Source organism: Ohtaekwangia kribbensis, assembly GCF_042676245.1.
In the GTDB taxonomy this organism is placed as follows: domain Bacteria; phylum Bacteroidota; class Bacteroidia; order Cytophagales; family Cyclobacteriaceae; genus Ohtaekwangia; species Ohtaekwangia kribbensis.
The window spans coordinates 277106-294077 of sequence record NZ_JBHTKA010000008.1 but is presented as its reverse complement, the minus strand read 5'-3'; the positions used below and the strand labels follow the sequence as shown (position 1 = coordinate 294077).

The 16972-nt window shown below is 41.8% G+C and carries 20 protein-coding genes; 14 read left to right on the top strand and 6 right to left on the bottom strand.

The features are described from left to right. Positions 1-43: 43 nt before the first annotated feature. Both nhaA and ACFQ21_RS22135 read right to left on the bottom strand, forming a co-directional pair. Positions 44-1168, bottom strand: a complete 1125-nt coding sequence (gene nhaA / locus ACFQ21_RS22140) for a Na+/H+ antiporter NhaA (RefSeq protein WP_377582764.1) — start codon at positions 1166-1168, stop codon at positions 44-46. Positions 1169-1254: 86 nt separating this feature from the next. After that, on the bottom strand, positions 1255-2457 hold the full coding sequence (locus ACFQ21_RS22135; RefSeq protein ID WP_377582762.1) for a hypothetical protein: 1203 nt from the start codon (positions 2455-2457) through the stop codon (positions 1255-1257). A 190-nt stretch (positions 2458-2647) separates the two neighbouring features. Here ACFQ21_RS22135 and ACFQ21_RS22130 point away from each other — a divergent pair, with 190 nt between their 5' ends. From ACFQ21_RS22130 to ACFQ21_RS22110, 5 genes are all read left to right on the top strand, one after another. Continuing rightward, positions 2648-3514, top strand: a complete 867-nt coding sequence (locus tag ACFQ21_RS22130) for an alpha/beta fold hydrolase (RefSeq protein WP_377582760.1) — start codon at positions 2648-2650, stop codon at positions 3512-3514. Positions 3515-3524: 10 nt separating this feature from the next. Further along, entirely contained in the window at positions 3525-4028 is a 504-nt protein-coding gene (locus tag ACFQ21_RS22125) for an RNA polymerase sigma factor (RefSeq protein WP_377582758.1), read from the top strand. Between the two features lie 2 nt (positions 4029-4030). After that, a complete protein-coding gene (locus ACFQ21_RS22120; RefSeq protein WP_377582756.1) occupies positions 4031-4633 on the top strand; it encodes a hypothetical protein in 603 nt (200 codons plus the stop codon). 70 nt (positions 4634-4703) lie between these two features. After that, positions 4704-5831, top strand: a complete 1128-nt coding sequence (locus tag ACFQ21_RS22115) for an MBL fold metallo-hydrolase (RefSeq protein WP_377582754.1) — start codon at positions 4704-4706, stop codon at positions 5829-5831. 152 nt (positions 5832-5983) lie between these two features. Continuing rightward, positions 5984-6397 (top strand): hypothetical protein, encoded by a 414-nt coding sequence (locus ACFQ21_RS22110; protein ID WP_377582752.1) that lies wholly within the window; start codon positions 5984-5986, stop codon positions 6395-6397. A 123-nt stretch (positions 6398-6520) separates the two neighbouring features. Here the strand turns inward: ACFQ21_RS22110 and ACFQ21_RS22105 are convergent, their stop codons facing one another. Further along, positions 6521-7072 (bottom strand): hypothetical protein, encoded by a 552-nt coding sequence (locus tag ACFQ21_RS22105; RefSeq protein WP_377582751.1) that lies wholly within the window; start codon positions 7070-7072, stop codon positions 6521-6523. A gap of 312 nt (positions 7073-7384) precedes the next feature. Here ACFQ21_RS22105 and ACFQ21_RS22100 point away from each other — a divergent pair, with 312 nt between their 5' ends. From ACFQ21_RS22100 to ACFQ21_RS22070, 7 genes are all read left to right on the top strand, one after another. Continuing rightward, entirely contained in the window at positions 7385-7813 is a 429-nt protein-coding gene (locus ACFQ21_RS22100; RefSeq protein WP_377582749.1) for a hypothetical protein, read from the top strand. Between the two features lie 48 nt (positions 7814-7861). Beyond that, a complete protein-coding gene (locus ACFQ21_RS22095) occupies positions 7862-8311 on the top strand; it encodes an SRPBCC family protein (protein ID WP_377582747.1) in 450 nt (149 codons plus the stop codon). A gap of 196 nt (positions 8312-8507) precedes the next feature. After that, positions 8508-9173 carry a DinB family protein gene (locus tag ACFQ21_RS22090; protein WP_377582745.1) on the top strand — a complete coding sequence of 222 codons (666 nt, stop codon included), beginning with the start codon at positions 8508-8510 and terminating at the stop codon, positions 9171-9173. A 46-nt stretch (positions 9174-9219) separates the two neighbouring features. Beyond that, positions 9220-9774, top strand: coding sequence for an exonuclease domain-containing protein (locus ACFQ21_RS22085; RefSeq protein ID WP_377582743.1), 555 nt, complete (start codon positions 9220-9222; stop codon positions 9772-9774). 68 nt (positions 9775-9842) lie between these two features. Further along, positions 9843-10388 carry a cysteine hydrolase family protein gene (locus ACFQ21_RS22080; RefSeq protein ID WP_377582741.1) on the top strand — a complete coding sequence of 182 codons (546 nt, stop codon included), beginning with the start codon at positions 9843-9845 and terminating at the stop codon, positions 10386-10388. Between the two features lie 1475 nt (positions 10389-11863). Further along, on the top strand, positions 11864-12259 hold the full coding sequence (locus ACFQ21_RS22075; protein WP_377582739.1) for an OsmC family protein: 396 nt from the start codon (positions 11864-11866) through the stop codon (positions 12257-12259). Positions 12260-12325: 66 nt separating this feature from the next. Further along, a complete protein-coding gene (locus ACFQ21_RS22070) occupies positions 12326-12739 on the top strand; it encodes a hypothetical protein (protein ID WP_377582737.1) in 414 nt (137 codons plus the stop codon). A 95-nt stretch (positions 12740-12834) separates the two neighbouring features. On the opposite strand, the gene ACFQ21_RS22065 is transcribed toward ACFQ21_RS22070, so the two are convergent. Continuing rightward, on the bottom strand, positions 12835-13281 hold the full coding sequence (locus tag ACFQ21_RS22065; RefSeq protein WP_377582735.1) for an SRPBCC family protein: 447 nt from the start codon (positions 13279-13281) through the stop codon (positions 12835-12837). Positions 13282-13304: 23 nt separating this feature from the next. Beyond that, positions 13305-14219, bottom strand: coding sequence for an alpha/beta fold hydrolase (locus tag ACFQ21_RS22060; protein WP_377582733.1), 915 nt, complete (start codon positions 14217-14219; stop codon positions 13305-13307). Between the two features lie 131 nt (positions 14220-14350). Here ACFQ21_RS22060 and ACFQ21_RS22055 point away from each other — a divergent pair, with 131 nt between their 5' ends. Together ACFQ21_RS22055 and ACFQ21_RS22050 are read left to right on the top strand one after the other, a co-directional pair. Continuing rightward, a complete protein-coding gene (locus ACFQ21_RS22055) occupies positions 14351-14710 on the top strand; it encodes a hypothetical protein (RefSeq protein WP_377582731.1) in 360 nt (119 codons plus the stop codon). Between the two features lie 290 nt (positions 14711-15000). Further along, positions 15001-15201: a hypothetical protein gene (locus tag ACFQ21_RS22050; protein ID WP_377582729.1), complete on the top strand. Its 201-nt coding sequence runs from the start codon at positions 15001-15003 to the stop codon at positions 15199-15201. An 86-nt stretch (positions 15202-15287) separates the two neighbouring features. Here the strand turns inward: ACFQ21_RS22050 and ACFQ21_RS22045 are convergent, their stop codons facing one another. Further along, entirely contained in the window at positions 15288-16883 is a 1596-nt protein-coding gene (locus ACFQ21_RS22045) for a hypothetical protein (protein ID WP_377582727.1), read from the bottom strand. Between the last annotated feature and the right edge of the window lie 89 nt (positions 16884-16972).

Below are 16972 nucleotides of genomic sequence, written 5' to 3'. Positions count from 1 at the left end.
TTTTATCAATCATCCCAAACGATTAACTGTTAACGGATAACAACTACTGAAGCACCGACTTCAAATAAAAATACCCCAGTAAACCGCTCACGGTAGAAACCAGCATGATGGAAATTTTTGCCTGATCGATAAGCACTTCTGTATCAAATGCGAGTAAGCTTATAAAGATTGACATCGTAAAGCCTATACCACCCAATATGCCGGCACCGAGTATGTGTTTCCATGATATATCCGTTGGCAGATTACTTAATTTAAGCTTCACCGTAGCATAGCTGAATAGTGTAATGCCAACCGGCTTGCCGATAAGAAGCCCAGCAAATATACCTATACTTACAGCTCCGCCTAAGGCATAGTAGAAGTCACCACTAATGGGTATACTCGTGTTGGCTAATGCGAATATAGGGAGTATAATAAATGCTACAGGTTTATGCAGAAAGTGTTGAAGCTTGTGCGATAACGTGTTCTCTTTACCATCTCCAAAAGGAATCGCGAAAGCAACAAGTACACCGGTAATGGTTGCGTGCACCCCCGAGTGTAACATGAAGTACCACATGGCAACACCACCGATCAGGTACGGCCATCCAGAATGAATTTTCAGTCTGTTAAAAATTATCAAAAGCGAAAAGATACCAGCCGCTATACCCAGGTTTAACCAGCTGATGGTGCTGGTATAAAATATAGCGATAACAAGAATGGCTCCCAGATCATCGATTACTGCGAGTGCAGTGAGAAATACTTTCAATGAAGAAGGTACGCGATTTCCAAGAAGCGAGAGTGCGCCCAGTGCAAACGCAATATCAGTAGCCATGGGTATACCAACGCCACGCAGGTTGCCGCCATTGGCATTGGCAAGATAATACAGCGCTGCCGGAAACAACATGCCGCCCAGTGCAGCGAGTACGGGAAGTATAGCACTCTTTAGATCTGATAATTCACCGATATATACTTCACGTTCCAGTTCAAGACCAATTAGTAAAAAGAAGATGGTCATCAACCCATCGTTAATCCAGTGTGTAATGTGATGGCCTGCAAACTGAAGATGCCAGAACTCCAGGTAGGGTGGAAAAATATTTGTTGCGACCAGCGAAAAAATAGTGCAGCAGATCAGCACGATGCCCGAGGCACGTTCACTGTTAAAAAATTCACGGAAGAGTTTGGTAAGAATCATTTCAACGCGTTTTTAACGGAAGCCGCAAGATAGCTTTTTAATTCTATGCTGACGATGTTTTAAATGAATGGTGATACTTGTATGTGCTACGCCTGCTTCCTCCGGAGTTTATCACGCCACTGTATAATGAGTGAAGCGATTATGATGATGAGCACGACTGCACTATATAGGTGAAACCGACTGCGATCTGCTATCGTCTTGCTATATGCTTCTATGGGGATAGCCGTCTGTGCCCACGTTATAAATACATCTGCCATGGGGAGTATGCCGAAGATATATTCCTTCTCATCTTCATCGTGTGTGGAAAATCCAAAAGCTTCAATGCCACCTTGTATGCCACATGCCCTGGAAGTTTCGTGATACGTGGCGAGCGTTCGAATACCTACGATGCTGGCAGCGGCTCCCATTTGAAAGATAACAGGACCTGAGTCTACATCGCCCGCTCCAATCACACCGCGGGGATACTCACATATGCCAGGCAACCCCAGTCGCTCATCCGGGAAATTGTTTTTGTAAATATCAAATTGTTGTTTGCCGAATTCCGGTTCGATCTCGTGTAAAAAGATAAGCATCAGGCTTTGTGAAGAACCGCGTGCGCCCTCGCGAGGTTGACCTGTAACGGGATCGGTACGATGAGGAATGAGACCTCTTGTATCAAACGTCTTTTTTACTTTATCAATCCAGGTATATAGCACATTGCTATACTGTGGTGCGAAAATTTTGTCATGCAACCGGAGTGAGGCGGCACATACCATAGCATCTGCCGGCCATGCTGCCTGGTAGTATGATTCAGGATAAGGTGAAGTGTAGTTGGTGAATGCCTCTGCTATCCATGCACATTGTTGCTGAAAATATTTTACCTCTTCGGCATTTCGTTCGGACGCTTTTTCAAGGCTCAGTTTTTTGCCAAGCAGGTAACTGCTCCAGCCGGCATAAAAAGCACCATTAGGTATCGTGAGATTTTCATCGAAGATAGCCCGCGCTTTTGGTAATTGTAGAGCAACACAGGACTTACTGATCTCTTCCTGCGCTTCCTTATACAACGATGAATTTGGCGTTAATCCGGATGCAAAGTCGCACCAGGCCAGGCCATAGAGTGCGTGCATAAATATATATCCTTCCGGATAAAGTCCTTGCATATCGTCTGCGGCCCCGGCTGCCATTTTATGTTTGAGGTGCCGTAGCTGACGGAGCACGTCCATGTTGATGGTGTCGCTTTCACTTATTTGTATAGTCGGTTTATAATAAATGGCTTTGTTGATGTATAGCACTGCGCTAAGCAGGAGCATAAGAATGAAACTGATAAAAATTTTTATGACGGTTCGCATTCAGGTTATAGCAGGTTGAAGGACAGATATCAAGTGAAATATACGGGAAGTCTACAGGCGGAGTAGGCCGTGTGACAATCTTTATGAAAAAATATTTTCAGGTTCTGTAACAATCCGGTGATGCGGGTATCTAATGGCAAAAAAAAGAGATATGAAGAATTTTACAGGCTTTTTAGTATTGATTTTAATACTCACAACGGCATCGGTACAGGCACAATCGAAGGTATATGAGGTAAAAGTGACGGGTAAGGGAAGTCCGTTGTTATTTATACCACACATCGGATGCTCGGGCGATATGTGGCAAGATGCAGTAAAGGAGTTATCAAAGACACACGAGTGTCACGTGTTTTCCCTGGCAGGATTTGCCGGTTTGGCGCCTTTGGATAGTAACTATACGCAACAATATAAAACTGCCATCAACGACTATATCCAGGTAAAGAAGCTGAAGAATGCTACGGTGATCGGCATGAATTATGGTGGATTTATAGCCTTGCAACTGGCAGCAGAACCAACGCGTATAGCACGACTTATTGTAATTGATACCTATCCCTTTCTGGCGCAAATTATCAATCCGGCTATTACACAGGAACAGGCCAATACGTTCGCAGGCAATGTAAAGACTGCATACCTCGGTCCGGATAAAAACGCATTTCACGCCATGATGTACCAGTTGGGTAAGAATATGATAACACACGATACACTCAAGGCAAAGCTTTATGCAGACTGGAACGTGGCATCCGACAGAAAAACAATAGCCACTGCGTTGGCCGACCAGATGGCTACCGACCTGCGTCCTGTATTGCCAGCGATAAAAATTCCGGTTTTGTGTTTCGGAACTTGGTATTTTGGTAAGACTATGAAAAAGATGCCCCTCGAAGAAGGCTATACGATGCACGATAACTTTTATGCATCGCTAACCAATCACTCGGTAAAACTTACTGAAACAGCTAAAGATTTTATACACTGGGACGATTCGCAGTGGTTTATAAAAGAAGTAAATCAATTCATTCAAAAGTGATCCGACAGTCGTGAGTGAACTGCTAGATGCGGACGCGGAGTTTGCTGCCCTGTACGGCACCTACTCCAGGAATATATACTATTTATGCCTGAGCTATTGCAATGACAGCGATATAGCCAAAGACTTATTGCAGGAAACTTTTATCCGCGTGTGGAAGAACAAAGACCGCTTTCGCGGAGATGCGCAGATCGGTACATGGATTTATCGCATTGCTGTAAATACATGTTTAGGCTATATCCGGCAAGACAAGAAAAATGCAAGCGTATCCCTGAGTGATCTTCGTATCGATCATGCCGAAGAGCATAATACCGATGAACATGCTATACAGGTACTGTATAAGGCCATTCAGCAATTGGATGAAGCCGATCGCCTTATCATCAGCATGGTGTTACAGGAACTTCCCTATAGCCAGATTGCTGAAGCTGTAGGCATAAAGGAAGGTAATCTGCGGGTAAAGATTCACCGCATCAAACAACAACTGGCAACCATATATACAGCAATTGAAAACAGATAATTATGGCAGACTTTGATCAAATACAATTACTCTGGAACAAACAAGGAAGCACAGCCCGCGTTCCGGATGTGTCGTGGTTGCAGAAAGAAAATAAAACTACGAAAGGAAAAATGCTGCAACAGGTATTGTTTCGCGGAGTTGTGCTGTCGGCAACAGGAACCGTTATATTTTTCTTTTTGCTGAAAAATGGTTTCGGTGTAAAATCATACCTCTCCCAAGTGGCGGTTGCCGGACTGAGCATATTGGTATTTATGCAGGGGCTCGTAGAGCTATATGTAGCTATACTGCTGGCGAAGATTGATGAACTTCAAAACCCAACAGAACACATATACTCCTGGAAAAATCACTTCCAGGTTCGCAGTCGCATATTAATGGTGAGTGGGCCGGTATATTTCATTTCATTTAATGCACTCATGGTATTATTCTTCGTGGAAGCACTGCACGATTTTACAATTTGGGAACGAGTAGCCTTTGGTGTTGGCTATACAGCGTGGATACTGTACGGATGGTTTGTAGTGCGCAAGCGAACGATACAAAAGGAAGTACAACGCATACGTCTAACCATCGAAAACCTGCAGAAAATAAGCATGGCATTAAAAGCGTAATAGTTGCACATAGAAGTACGAATAACGATTCTCCGACAATAAAAAAACAACCCATGCGTCTACGATATAAATGAAATTACTCCTCAGGTCCCTCAAAGTATTCGCGATTATACTCGTAGTGCTGGCGGCCATTATCTTTGTATTTATGCAACAACGACCATTTGGTAAAACTCCTTCGGGAGAACATCTTGCGAAAATCAGGCAGTCACCGCAGTATAAAAACAACCGGTTCGAGAACCTGAAAGAAACTCCGATGCTTGCCGAGGGAACATCGTACATGAAAATGCTCGGTGAATTCTTTTTCAGTAAAGGCATCGATCGCGAACCAGCCGATTCACTTCCGCATATAAAGACAGATCTTAAGTCGTTACCCGGCCAACCTGTAATGATATGGTTCGGACATTCGTCATATTTAATTTCAATTGGTGGTAAGAAAATTTTAGTAGACCCTGTATTCAGTGAACGTCCTTCGCCCGTGCAGTACGCAGGTTCCAAAAGTTATAATGGAACCATGATCTATACTGCCGATGATTTTCCGGATATAGACCTGGTAATTATATCGCACGATCACTATGACCACCTCGATTATAATACGATCGTGCAGTTAAAGGATAGAGTGAAAGTCTTCTGTACACCATTGGGTGTAGGTTCGCATCTTGTTCATTGGGGGGTTCCGCAGGAACATGTTCATGAACTCGATTGGTGGGAAAGTATAAACCCGATACCGGGTATCGATCTGGTTGCTACACCCGCCCGACACTTCTCTGGTCGCGGTCTTGTCAATAACAAAACACTCTGGGCCTCCTTTGTCTTAAAGACGGAAGGCAAAAATATATTTATAGGCGGAGACTCCGGTTACGATGACTCTTTTAAAAAGATAGGCGAAAAATATGGGCCCTTTGATATAGCAATGCTGGAGTGTGGGCAGTATGATAAGCAGTGGCCGTATATACACATGATGCCCGAAGAATCCGTGCAAGCCAGTATAGATCTGCAAGCCAAAGTATATATGCCGGTGCATTGGGCCAAGTTTAAATTAGCGCTGCACCCGTGGCGCGAACCGGTAGAGCGTGCATTAACGCATGCTGCCAAACTGAATGTTACTGCTGCAACGCCACGCATAGGTGAAGTGATTCACCTGGATAATATACCTGCTGCAGCACCGTGGTGGCCGGATCCTATATTTGTAAGCCGGTAATAATTGGGAAAATACTTTTCGCAAAGTTAGTGCTTGCAATACCTTGAAATCCGGTATTGGGCATCGTGTAAGATTATCGAATTTCTTTCAGGTATCATGTTAATGACTTGTCCTATTTTTGTATGGTGCGGTATATCTAAATGGACCAGAACATGACAAAGGAATTTTACAGAGCTGATTTTGTTAGTGTTTTTTATCATGAAGATACCCATGCCTTATGGGTAAAGTACTTTCAGAAAGTTCCTTCCGATAAACACGTCATTCCCGTGATTGATGCCATGTTGAATGGCTTTAAGCAATCCAATACACAAAAATTTATGGCAGACATCCGCAAGATGGGCGTGTTGGGAACTGATTCGCAAAGTCTTATTGTTAATAAGCTCATTCCGGGTATGGTCAGTCATTTAAATGGTAAGAGGCTTTATCATGCACAACTTATTGATCCGGGCGAAATAATGGCGAAAATCACGGCAAACAACGTGAAGCATAAATCGGATAACGAGAAAATCGAGATTGTACAATTTGTCAACGAGCGTGATGCAATTGCTTATATGAAAAGTATATAGCTCTTGAAGCTCATCACATCAATACATCGGTAACCACACAATTGTAACACAATAAAGAGGATCGTGACTTGCTATAGTATGCAAGTTGTATTGAAGTAACAGTCTATAGAAGTATACTACCGGCTACTCAACCGGTAGTTCTATAGGATGTAAAACGGCTGTCGATACAACTTTGGAGATCGTTACGTTCTTCCATTTACCAAGCTTACGCACGCTGCTGTGGAATAACAGATCACCGCTGTTTTTATAGCGCTTGTTCAAGTTGTCCTGAATAATCCACATACCATCAATGCTTGGGTCGCCTGCCGTGATCTTTACGGTATCACCATAATGGAAGTTGCCGTTCCAGCGCCTTAATAGGTTGCGTGATAATGCCAGCCAGCGGATTTCCTGATTACGAAGCTTGTCAACATCAATTTTAGCATTGCTGGCGGTGATCAGCGGAGTATTATCGCACTGCCGTTTAACAGGATTGTAAATCGTTAAAGTTTCCAGAACAAAGCTATATTCTTTTGTGATGCGTAGCGCATGTTGCGGGCGGACTTCCTTAGTATAGGAGCCAACCATCGGGGTTAGTATAAATATACCGATTACGAAGAGGGTCTTTAAAATTTTAATCATACACAGATTTCCATTTACCTGCGCCATGGTGTTAAAAATCTTGTGCCAACGCATAAATCAGGCGTTTATAGCCAAATCTGTTGCATCTTTACCCAAATCATACCCAAATTAGCTGCAAGCTTCTGGCTGTCAGTTGCTGGACGATGGGGGTATAGATATAGTTTATCTTTGACCTCACATCTTTGAAGGATAGAGAGATCGGACATATACATATTATATACTTGATGGAATGCTTCATTTTGTCTGTTCCTATCTTTTGCCGGTGGATTAATCCCCCGGCAAAAGATTAATGAAATGCTATGATTATAATTGCTAAATTAGTACACCTTCATCGCAGAAGGTCCCGGGCTTACCAAAACACCTCTCATGAAAAATCTATTCTTTATCCTGGCAATCTGTCTTGTGTTGTCGTGTGACAACGAATCAGATCAGCAACCGAATGCTAATGATATCATCGGCTTCTGGAGTAGAGAAACTGTTTATCTAAACGATGTGAACTCCAACGAATACGTTGACTTCTTAAATAACGGAACAAACTTTCTCGATCTTAAAGAGGACAAGATTTTTTATCGGGCATACGACATTGGTACATGGCAGCTATCTGGTCGCACGCTTACACTCGATCGTGATGAACCTTCAGGTTATGAAGATTGGGAGTATAAGATTCTGACGTTCTCGGAAGATTTCCTCATGCTGGAGGTAAAACTTGTTGAAGGTAAATATTGCTGTGGCTTTGATGAGTTTGCTGATGACGAGATTATTACAATCAGAGAACTATATAGAAAGCAAAATTGAAATTTTGTAAACTATATTTTATCACATAGAGTTGTATGCTGTATTCTTATGACTCAAAAGATTGAAAAGAAAATCTTCATAGAAGCACAAGCCGCTGCTGTTTGGAAAGCACTGATCAAGCCTGATTTAATCAAACGATGGATGGCAGAACCCGAGATTGGTCTCCAGGTTTCGGTTGATTGGACGGAAGGTTCTATCATCTCGATGCGAGGTTGTCATCACATCGAATTTGAAAACAGGGGCATTGTGTTAAAGGTTGATCCTGAAAATGAGCTTCGGTATAGTTATCTCAGTTCGTTGTCTCAATTGCCGGATCATCCTGATAATTACTCGATCATCAATTTCAAGTTGAATCAATCAGGCAATGATACCGAGGTGGTGTTAACCATCACTAATTTCCCGACTGAAAGTATATTCCGTCACGTTGAACTATACTGGCAGGTAACGTTGGTGATGTTGAAACAAGTCATTGAGACTTCCATTGTCCAACGCGTGTAACCAATATTTGCGACTTCCTGCTGAAAGAATCTGCTATTAACCTTTAAAAATTTACCTGCTCTTTTGTAAATTGTCTGTTGTGTTGTAACCTTTTTCTAAAATTTTAGTCTCTATATACCTGCCTGAACATCTGCGAAAGGATGCTGTTGTTTCCAATTTCTAATAGCCAAAAAACGACCCACTAAAAATAAATGTTATGAAAAACCTCCATCAACTCGACCGCAGAGATTTTATGAAATCTGCTGCTATATTTAGTTCTGCTTCCTTTGGATTATCTTCAGTGCCTGATGTTTCGATGGCAACATTTTCGATTGCGGATGACCGTCCAAATGTTATAGGACCCAGAGATGGATTTTCTCCACATATAGGCACATTACTCTCTATGATGACCTGGATGCGCACCACTATACTTCGTCCTGTAGCAAAAATGACAACCGAAGAACTGGACTATATACACGATGAGAAATCCAACTCAATAGGTGCCATGCTGCTTCACTTGGCGGCTACGGAACGGTTCTACCAGATCCATACTTTTAATGGTAAAAAATGGGGCGACTGGCCGGAACAGGACAAGAAGCGTTTTGATGTAGCGATGAGTTTAGGAGACGAAGCCCGAAAAGCAATTAAAGGTAATAATCTCGATTATTACCTGAGCACACTAAACGAAGTTCGCGAGAATACTATGAACGAATTTAAAAAGCGTGATGACAAATGGCTGCTTGCCGTAGACGAAGCATGGTACTGGGGGCCAACCAATAACTATTGCAAGTGGTTTCACGTATGTGAGCATGAGTCTAACCACAATGGCCAGATAAAATGGATCAAGGGCAGACTGCCTGGCGCGAAGAGTGGTAACGACTAATAAAAAGATATATAGTGAGGCAAATGAATTGCCGTTTTAGAATTGTATGAATTATATAGTGTTTGATTTGGAAGCTACTTGTTGGGAAGGAGTAGATGTAGGACAAAATGAAATTATTGAAATAGGTGCTGTAAAGATTAATGATCAGAAACAAATTATTTCTGAATTCGAAAGATTTGTAAAGCCGCTCAAATATCCTATACTGAGCGATTTCTGTATGAGCCTGACTTCGATTACGCAGGAAGACGTAAACAACGCAGAATATTTTAACACTGTAGCCGAAGAATTCAAGGATTGGATCGGATATGGTGCGGAGAATTATATACTCTGTTCATGGGGACTCTACGATAAAAAACAATTCGAAAGTGATTGCCAGTTATTCAGTATGGATACCGACTGGGTATTGCCTCATGTAAATCTCAAACAACAACATGGCAGCATCCGGAAATTGCAGCGTGCTATCGGAATGAAGAATGCCCTCCACTTGGAGGGTATACCGTTGGAAGGCACCCATCATCGTGGAATTGATGACGCCCGCAACATCGCTAAGATTTTTCTCAGGTATTTTGATAAATGGTCTTTTGAGACAAATAAAGTATAACCATTTTATTCCGGTGTGTTGAAGAAATGCTAGCTTGTATAGTTCTGAAAAAAAACTGATTATCGTTTATGCGGGTTCTGTTAATTATTGACATGCAGATAGCAATGTTTAGTCCGGATAGTCAGATGTTTGATCTGGATGCCGTGATCGAACGAATCAATTTACTTGCCGATATACTCCGTAAACGTGGCGACCAGGTTATATTCATTCAACACGATGGCTCGAATGAAGAATTTTGTATGCCGGGTACAGAGGGGTTTGAGATACTGCCTGCGTTATCGGTAGGTGAAGATGATTTGCTCATATCGAAAACAGCGAACGATTCATTCTATAAAACCAAACTACAGGAGCAACTCGATCGTCCCGATCTTGATGAACTGATCATAACAGGTATATCCACAGATTTTTGTGTGGATGCTACGATAAAATCCGCTATCGTAAAAGATTATCATGTAACGGTGATCTCGGATGCTCACACGACCGATGACAAGCCACACCTCCGGGCCGAGCAGCTGATCGATCACTACAACTGGGTATGGACGATGATGCCGCCCACTACATCGAAAATCAATGTCACCAGCTTTAATGACTATATAAAGTTTATAAATAACTAATTTAGCCACAAGATATAGTAACAGTAAACATGAGATCTATTGGTGAAAAGGGTTTTGTTCTGGGTGGTTTGGTGATTTTGTTAGCTGCTTACAGCATGTCTGACTCAAAGACGTTGATTCCAACCTCTATAAAAATTGTCGGAGGTATATTCCTTATTCTTTACGGTGTGTTTCGCATTCTGAACAGGAAGCAGTGATGCTTGCATCGATTCATTTTTTGCTTTTGCTCTAACCTAGGATTAAATATAGTGTCTTCGTATTCATTTGTATAGTAACAAGGATACATGTATTGGCTCATGCTTCTGACACCGTTTTCTTATTAAAGGAGAACAATGGAGGCATACCTCTGTCAAAGACCAAAAAATGACTATACATACTATCGATAAAAGAAAGGTATAGCTATATTCAATAATGATGATTGCCGTTACCTGGTGATTCCTGCTCAAAATATACGTGAAGTACCCATTATCGTAAATTACTGTAAGGAACAAAAGAAATCGGAATTCGCGTTTGATGAATCTTATTATAGTAAATCTCCTGGAAGCCGCAGATAACTATCAGGGAAGAGAAATATTCTGCAATTTCTCTGCGGAAATCAGCGGCCTCTGCGCGCAAAAAAGCCTTTGATTTTGGAAGATGATTTTAATATATACAATGTCATGTACATATACTTTTGAATATACCTCCCCAGCCACGGGGAGGTATTTATTAAAGCAAACTATATACAACTGGTGACAAACCAGCAATATCTATACAAGACGATCAACCTGCAATAGCATCAGCTATATTACGGATGATCGGACAGGATACAAAAAGGCATAATAGCATTGTTAAAACCACGTGCAGCACGTAATCTTTTATACCTTTCTCCCTCGAAAATATTCTTAACCGTTACCTAAACACGAATATGAGTTTCCGAATCACATGCCGTTAATTCTATTTAAGAAATTAACTGACAAATGTTGATTGGTTATTTTTATTGACATGTGTTTCAGTTTTGCTTCTGAAATACTGTTAGTGGTGTTCGTTTGAATGAATCTTCCAGCAGACATATGAAATGGTTATACTATATAAAAGGCCACGTTTGCGTTTCTTATATAGTCGGCTATAGTCTAAAAAAAGTATGCCATCATAAACTGCCGGTTAAAATGCAACCGAATGCAGGTTGCGGCTGTTGGATTACTCATTCTGTAATTTAGTTTGTAGAATTATCGAATCTATTCGCATCGCTATAGGCTGCTATATATTTAATACCCGTTACAAGGTCAATACTCTGTTTATCTACTGTTCTTTAAAATCGGCAGGCCTTAACGCGATAAACTTACTATTTTAAACGGCAGATTACCAGCCTTGCGGAATTGTGAGCAGTGGCCACCCCGTTGTATCACATGATAATGCGATAAGCATCGCAAATGTATAGTGCTTGAACTGCAAGCGGTTATTGATAACTTGATTTGAAAAATCACCAAATCTGTATGGAACTCTCTGCTGCAGTTACCAGCAAGTTAAATGAGCATAATGTTGTTGTTAGTACAAACGGAGCGGCTCAGTCTATATCTATTGCACCGAAGCCTTCCGGCTATGGTTCATCAGTAAATGGGGGAGAACTTTTACTGCTGGCACTTGCTACCTGCTTTTGCAACGACCTTTACCGAGAGGCGAACAAGCGCGGTATATCTGTATCCGGAGTAACCGTTCAATGTACCGCAACATTTGGTCGTGAGGGAGAACCAGGCTCCGCATTTCAGTATACGGTAGATGTAACGGCTGAAGCGTCTCGTGAAGTTATCGATGAACTGATTGCGCATACTGACCGCGTTGCGGAGATTCATAACACGCTGCGCAAAGGTGTAGACGTTGTGTTGAAATAGTCGTTTTCCGTGGTACGTACTTCGAATCTTTTTACATTCCTTTACGTGCAAGCATACATTTGTGATATGGAAGTACAGTATACCAAAGGCGATGCCACCGCTCCTATAGGCGAAGGCAATAAAATTATAGTTCACGTCTGCAATGACGTTGGCGGCTGGGGACGTGGTTTTGTGCTGGCCATTTCAAAACGATGGGAGGCACCGGAAAAAGAATACAGAGCCTGGGCTGCCTCGCGCAAAAACTTCTCGCTGGGCGAAGTGCAGTTTGTACAGGTAGAGCCCACTATATGGGTAGCCAATTTGATTGGCCAGCGCGATGTTAAGAAAGATAAAGATGGACAGCCTCCGGTACGATACGCTGCCATAAAGGATGGGTTGATAAAGGCAGGTATATATGCAAAGCAATTGTACGCAACGGTGCACATGCCACGTATCGGCTGCGGCCTGGCGGTGGCACCTGGGATCAGATTGAACCGCTGATTAACGAAGTACTGACGAGCAAAGGCGTTAAGACAGTTGTTTACGACTTTGAATAAAAAAGCCCCAGTGGTATATATAGCACCGGGGCAAATAGATTATTGTTCGCAAATCTCTTTCAGTTTCTCTAGCGCTTTCGGCCAGCCATCGTCAAACATGTCGGCCCATTCGGGGGCAGTCTTTATTTCTACTTTCAGATTGGTTTTTCCATTATGCTCCTCAAAGGTATAGCTCTCGGTAGTGCCTACCCATCCTTTGGCAGCATCACTGGTGCGATCTTCAGAACCATCTCCATTGATAATAGCAACATGTTTTGCCAGAAGATAATCATGTGGTCTGAATTCGGTCAGTGTAGCAAGTGTTCCCCCGCCTCCCTGTTCGCCCGATACAAATCTCAGATCTTTATTCTTTTCCCATGATCCTTCGTAACGGGAACCCGGCCAGCTAACATCAGTCCATTGCCGGTACGTGTCTTGCGCCAGCATGGTATCCCATACCTTTTGTTTGCTGGCAGCAATTTGAATGTTGTACTCGAGGTTTTTCATGTTCTTACTTGTTTATAGGGTTGTTAATGTATACTTACTTTCGATGGTGTTCCGTCAAGAAAAGGTATAATGATAGCCGCGAGTTTATCGGTCTGCATCATTAGTGTAACGTGAGTCATTGCCGGAAGAATAGCCAGTTGAGACCTTGGTAATCCAGTCATGTCTCCAAAAATGCCTCCGCCAAAAGCCTGGTACATTTCCGTGAGGTGGTAAAAATCCACACCATCATTATCTCCTGAGATTAATAGTGCAGGTGATTTTATAGCTTTTATATTTTCTATCCCCAAATCGAACGATTGATTGTCGAAGACAATGTTCTTTTCTACAAATGTTCTCCAATGCGCTTTGTCAGGAGCTACACGATCGTATTCTGTTTTTAACGGAGTTGCATCAAGGAATTCCGGCTTCATCGTGCTAAAGAGATCACGTGCCGCTTTGATCCAGCCTTCATGTTTATAGACGGATGAAATGATAACAAGCTTGTTCACAACTTTTGGGTGACGTATAGCAAGCTGTAATGCTACGGTTCCTCCAAGACTATATCCGAGTATATCAGCACTATCAATCTTTAAATGTTTAAGCAGCCCGGCAACATCATCAGCAAAAGCGGCGTAACCAAACGGACGATTAATATCTGCCGTGCGACCATGTCCTTGCATTTCGAGCGCAATAACCTGATGCGATTTTGCAAGTGCAGGTATAATAGCGTTATAGTTCAGATCAATGGTCATATAGCTGCCATGTAATAGCACCAGCGGTTTGCCTTGTCCGTGTATTTCGTAATACATCTTCAAACCATTAACCGGTGCGTAACCGCTTGACTTTAACGTATTCGGTTTGGGAGCAACTTTAAATTGCGCGAAGCAAACTGGATCTGCTAATAGCAAACAACCTGTGATAAGCACAATCCAATATTTTTTTATAATGGAGTTTTTCATAAGACTAATTTTTTCGGTGACATCTATTGATACAAAGATGCTGGTATCTTTTGGAATAGAGGGGGTATGAAAACGACACTTTAAGTGGCCGATCGCGTCAAATTTATTTCAGATATGACTAAATAGCGGATATGAATCAGGAGTCTTTCAATCAACAGTTTTGCGTAGATCTTGAATACTATTTATGTGACGTCTTTAATAGTATAGATAACGCTGACGTTAAAGGGTTTGGGTGTGATGGAGTTTTGGCGCCTTTTGTTGATAACGAGTTGTCTAAGAAATATGTGATTGATAACAAACGAATTATCGCCCGTGTCTTTGCCGGTCGCGATGGCCAGGAAGAGTATATATTGATTTTGAATTTGGGTAATTACTCCCTTCAGAAATATGCAAGCGGTAATTGCTTAAATGATTGCTTGCCTGATTTAAATTCCAAAGAAAATTTTATCATCGATACTCATCAGAAAACTATAGTGTTGTATCTAAAATAATAAGAGCGTGTTGTAGCCGCAAAACCTTTGTGCAACTTCGCGTCTCCTCTGTGATTTCTTTGTGCAATTGGATTTTCTCAGAGAGAAAAGAAAAATTCTTTTCCATTAGAGAACTTCCTACGAATAACGATTGACCGATAGCGATTAACGTCTCTCCCTGTACACAATCGTTCACCCTACTGTACGCAAGTGTATAACACCATGCCCAGCAAATGAGAAATCTCCTGAAAATCAGACTATATAAAATTGGTAGGCTGTTTGATTAGGTGATCAAACAAACATATTAATATATGAAGACAATATTGGCAATCCTGCTCTGGTGTATCTTATTCGTGCTGTGCTGGCCGCTGGCCATCGCGATGATATTCATTTTGCCCATCGTATGGCTCTTGCTGTTGCCGTTCAGGATTTTAGGATTCAGCCTGGAGATTGTATTTAAACTTGTTGGCGCTGTGCTGATGTTCCCCTTTAAAGTGATTAAAGCTATATAAAGAGAAGCTGCTTAATCTGTACTCCTGTATAAATCGGGTTACGGCAATAGGACAATAACCTATACAACCGTAACCCGATGCTTTTGTTAATTAGTCACAACAATCTTTACCAGTATATCTTCTTTCTTCTTTTTATAGGCTTCGAATACCAATGTGTTTACATCCGTGGCCATCATGCGATAAGGTGCAAATTGAAATACTTCCATGCCGTTAACATCACGCGTATCCAGTAACGATACTTTTGTAACTTCTCCGCTTTTATCATCTACCTGGTAAGCTGTGAGAAACCCACCGGCACCATCTACGTGGCGGGCAGGTACTTCTGTGAGTGGTAATTCTTTATTTTTCTCATTGTCGAGGAACATAAAGAAGTGATAGTCTTTACTGATGAAATACCGGTACGACATTCCTCCAAATCCTGAGGCGCCTTCCTGGCGTTTCGGTAGTTTCTTCATCCAGGCTAATTTACCGGTTGCTCCGATTTTTGCCACCAGCATGTCATTGCAATGATAGGTATAGTATGTATTGGAGCGACCGTTCAAATACGAGGTGTGTGTTCTTATAAAACTTTGTTCACCGGTTAATATAATGCTGCCATCGTCTTCTATCACAACATGATCAAGCGTCAGGTTTTCAAATTCAGCGCGATCATCGTCATCTTTGCGCTCGTTCTTGCGCTTCTCTTTTCCGCTGGCATATTGATTTAATATTTCCACCGGAATCTCATACGTATTTGTGTCAAACACTTTTCCTTCCTGACTCAACTTGAACAGAATTATACCATCTGCGTTGTTAATCTCTCTGCCTTTGTTGTAGAATCCGGCACATATCATAGCGCCTTGAGCGCTTTCATATAGCCATACTTTTTGAACAAATTTATCGGCAATATCTATTTTGGTAGAAGTAATGGTGCCTGCGGGTGCAGCAGCTTTCAGAATTTCAAGGTGATAGTTTGCGTCTTCTTCACCACGTTTTTTCAGGTCGGTAGTGTTGTCGTTAAATACACGCGTTACGATATATACATTTCCTTTTGAATCAACGGAATAGTTCAGGTTGTCCATCTTCTTTTCCGTGTAAGGCATTTTTACTTTGTTGGCCCACTTTTCTTTCAGGTCCTTATCAAACACGTGCATGCCTATCACATCATAGTTTTTGCTGTCGTTTCGCTTTTCAGGTTTGAGGCGATATTGAACAACCAGCGAGCTTGAATCATGCGAAAAGAAGAAATCAAATTTATCAGAAGTTGCTATGCTCCACATACCGGCTCGCACCATAGTGCCGGTTATCTTTTCATTAACAGTAATTACTTTTTTGCCGGTACCTTTAAACGAACCTGCGGCAAAATCGATCTCTCTGCAGAACAACTGCTCCTGTTCATCCTGCCACAGTGAATAGAAAAAGTAATATCGGTTTTTGAATTCGGTAATCTGCTCAACCTGAAAATCCTTCGGGAAGTCATCGTACATTTTTATTTTAATGAACGAAAGGTCCTTTGCATTCATCTTCTGCAGAAAAACAGCTTTACGTTGAATTTTTACGGTGAGAATTTCTCCATTCGCTGTGAAATAGAGTTTACTATCGGCATCAATAACAGCATACGGTTTGCCTACGGTTACTTTGGTTTGGGCAACTGCAACTGCGTTAATTGCCAGGACAAAAATAAGACACAAAAATCTGGTCATACAGGTAAATACGGTTAGATTAAACTGGCTCCTAGATACTAAAATATAACAGCATGGTAAGCTGTTCCGACCGTAAAAATTACCGTAGA

What these genes read in the sequence shown, in the direction of transcription:
- ACFQ21_RS22055 (WP_377582731.1), top strand. Translation starts at nt 14,351, where the DNA reads ATGAATCAGGAGTCTTTCAATCAACAGTTTTGCGTAGATCTTGAATAC.
- ACFQ21_RS22075 (WP_377582739.1), top strand. Translation starts at nt 11,864, where the DNA reads ATGGAACTCTCTGCTGCAGTTACCAGCAAGTTAAATGAGCATAATGTT.
- ACFQ21_RS22115 (WP_377582754.1), top strand. Translation starts at nt 4,704, where the DNA reads ATGAAATTACTCCTCAGGTCCCTCAAAGTATTCGCGATTATACTCGTA.
- ACFQ21_RS22060 (WP_377582733.1), bottom strand. Translation starts at nt 14,219, where the DNA reads ATGAAAAACTCCATTATAAAAAAATATTGGATTGTGCTTATCACAGGT.
- nhaA (WP_377582764.1), bottom strand. Translation starts at nt 1,168, where the DNA reads ATGATTCTTACCAAACTCTTCCGTGAATTTTTTAACAGTGAACGTGCC.
- ACFQ21_RS22130 (WP_377582760.1), top strand. Translation starts at nt 2,648, where the DNA reads ATGAAGAATTTTACAGGCTTTTTAGTATTGATTTTAATACTCACAACG.
- ACFQ21_RS22120 (WP_377582756.1), top strand. Translation starts at nt 4,031, where the DNA reads ATGGCAGACTTTGATCAAATACAATTACTCTGGAACAAACAAGGAAGC.
- ACFQ21_RS22105 (WP_377582751.1), bottom strand. Translation starts at nt 7,072, where the DNA reads ATGCGTTGGCACAAGATTTTTAACACCATGGCGCAGGTAAATGGAAAT.
- ACFQ21_RS22135 (WP_377582762.1), bottom strand. Translation starts at nt 2,457, where the DNA reads ATGCTCCTGCTTAGCGCAGTGCTATACATCAACAAAGCCATTTATTAT.
- ACFQ21_RS22090 (WP_377582745.1), top strand. Translation starts at nt 8,508, where the DNA reads ATGAAAAACCTCCATCAACTCGACCGCAGAGATTTTATGAAATCTGCT.
- ACFQ21_RS22100 (WP_377582749.1), top strand. Translation starts at nt 7,385, where the DNA reads ATGAAAAATCTATTCTTTATCCTGGCAATCTGTCTTGTGTTGTCGTGT.
- ACFQ21_RS22070 (WP_377582737.1), top strand. Translation starts at nt 12,326, where the DNA reads ATGGAAGTACAGTATACCAAAGGCGATGCCACCGCTCCTATAGGCGAA.
- ACFQ21_RS22080 (WP_377582741.1), top strand. Translation starts at nt 9,843, where the DNA reads ATGCGGGTTCTGTTAATTATTGACATGCAGATAGCAATGTTTAGTCCG.
- ACFQ21_RS22095 (WP_377582747.1), top strand. Translation starts at nt 7,862, where the DNA reads ATGACTCAAAAGATTGAAAAGAAAATCTTCATAGAAGCACAAGCCGCT.
- ACFQ21_RS22050 (WP_377582729.1), top strand. Translation starts at nt 15,001, where the DNA reads ATGAAGACAATATTGGCAATCCTGCTCTGGTGTATCTTATTCGTGCTG.
- ACFQ21_RS22085 (WP_377582743.1), top strand. Translation starts at nt 9,220, where the DNA reads ATGAATTATATAGTGTTTGATTTGGAAGCTACTTGTTGGGAAGGAGTA.
- ACFQ21_RS22110 (WP_377582752.1), top strand. Translation starts at nt 5,984, where the DNA reads ATGACAAAGGAATTTTACAGAGCTGATTTTGTTAGTGTTTTTTATCAT.
- ACFQ21_RS22065 (WP_377582735.1), bottom strand. Translation starts at nt 13,281, where the DNA reads ATGAAAAACCTCGAGTACAACATTCAAATTGCTGCCAGCAAACAAAAG.
- ACFQ21_RS22045 (WP_377582727.1), bottom strand. Translation starts at nt 16,883, where the DNA reads ATGACCAGATTTTTGTGTCTTATTTTTGTCCTGGCAATTAACGCAGTT.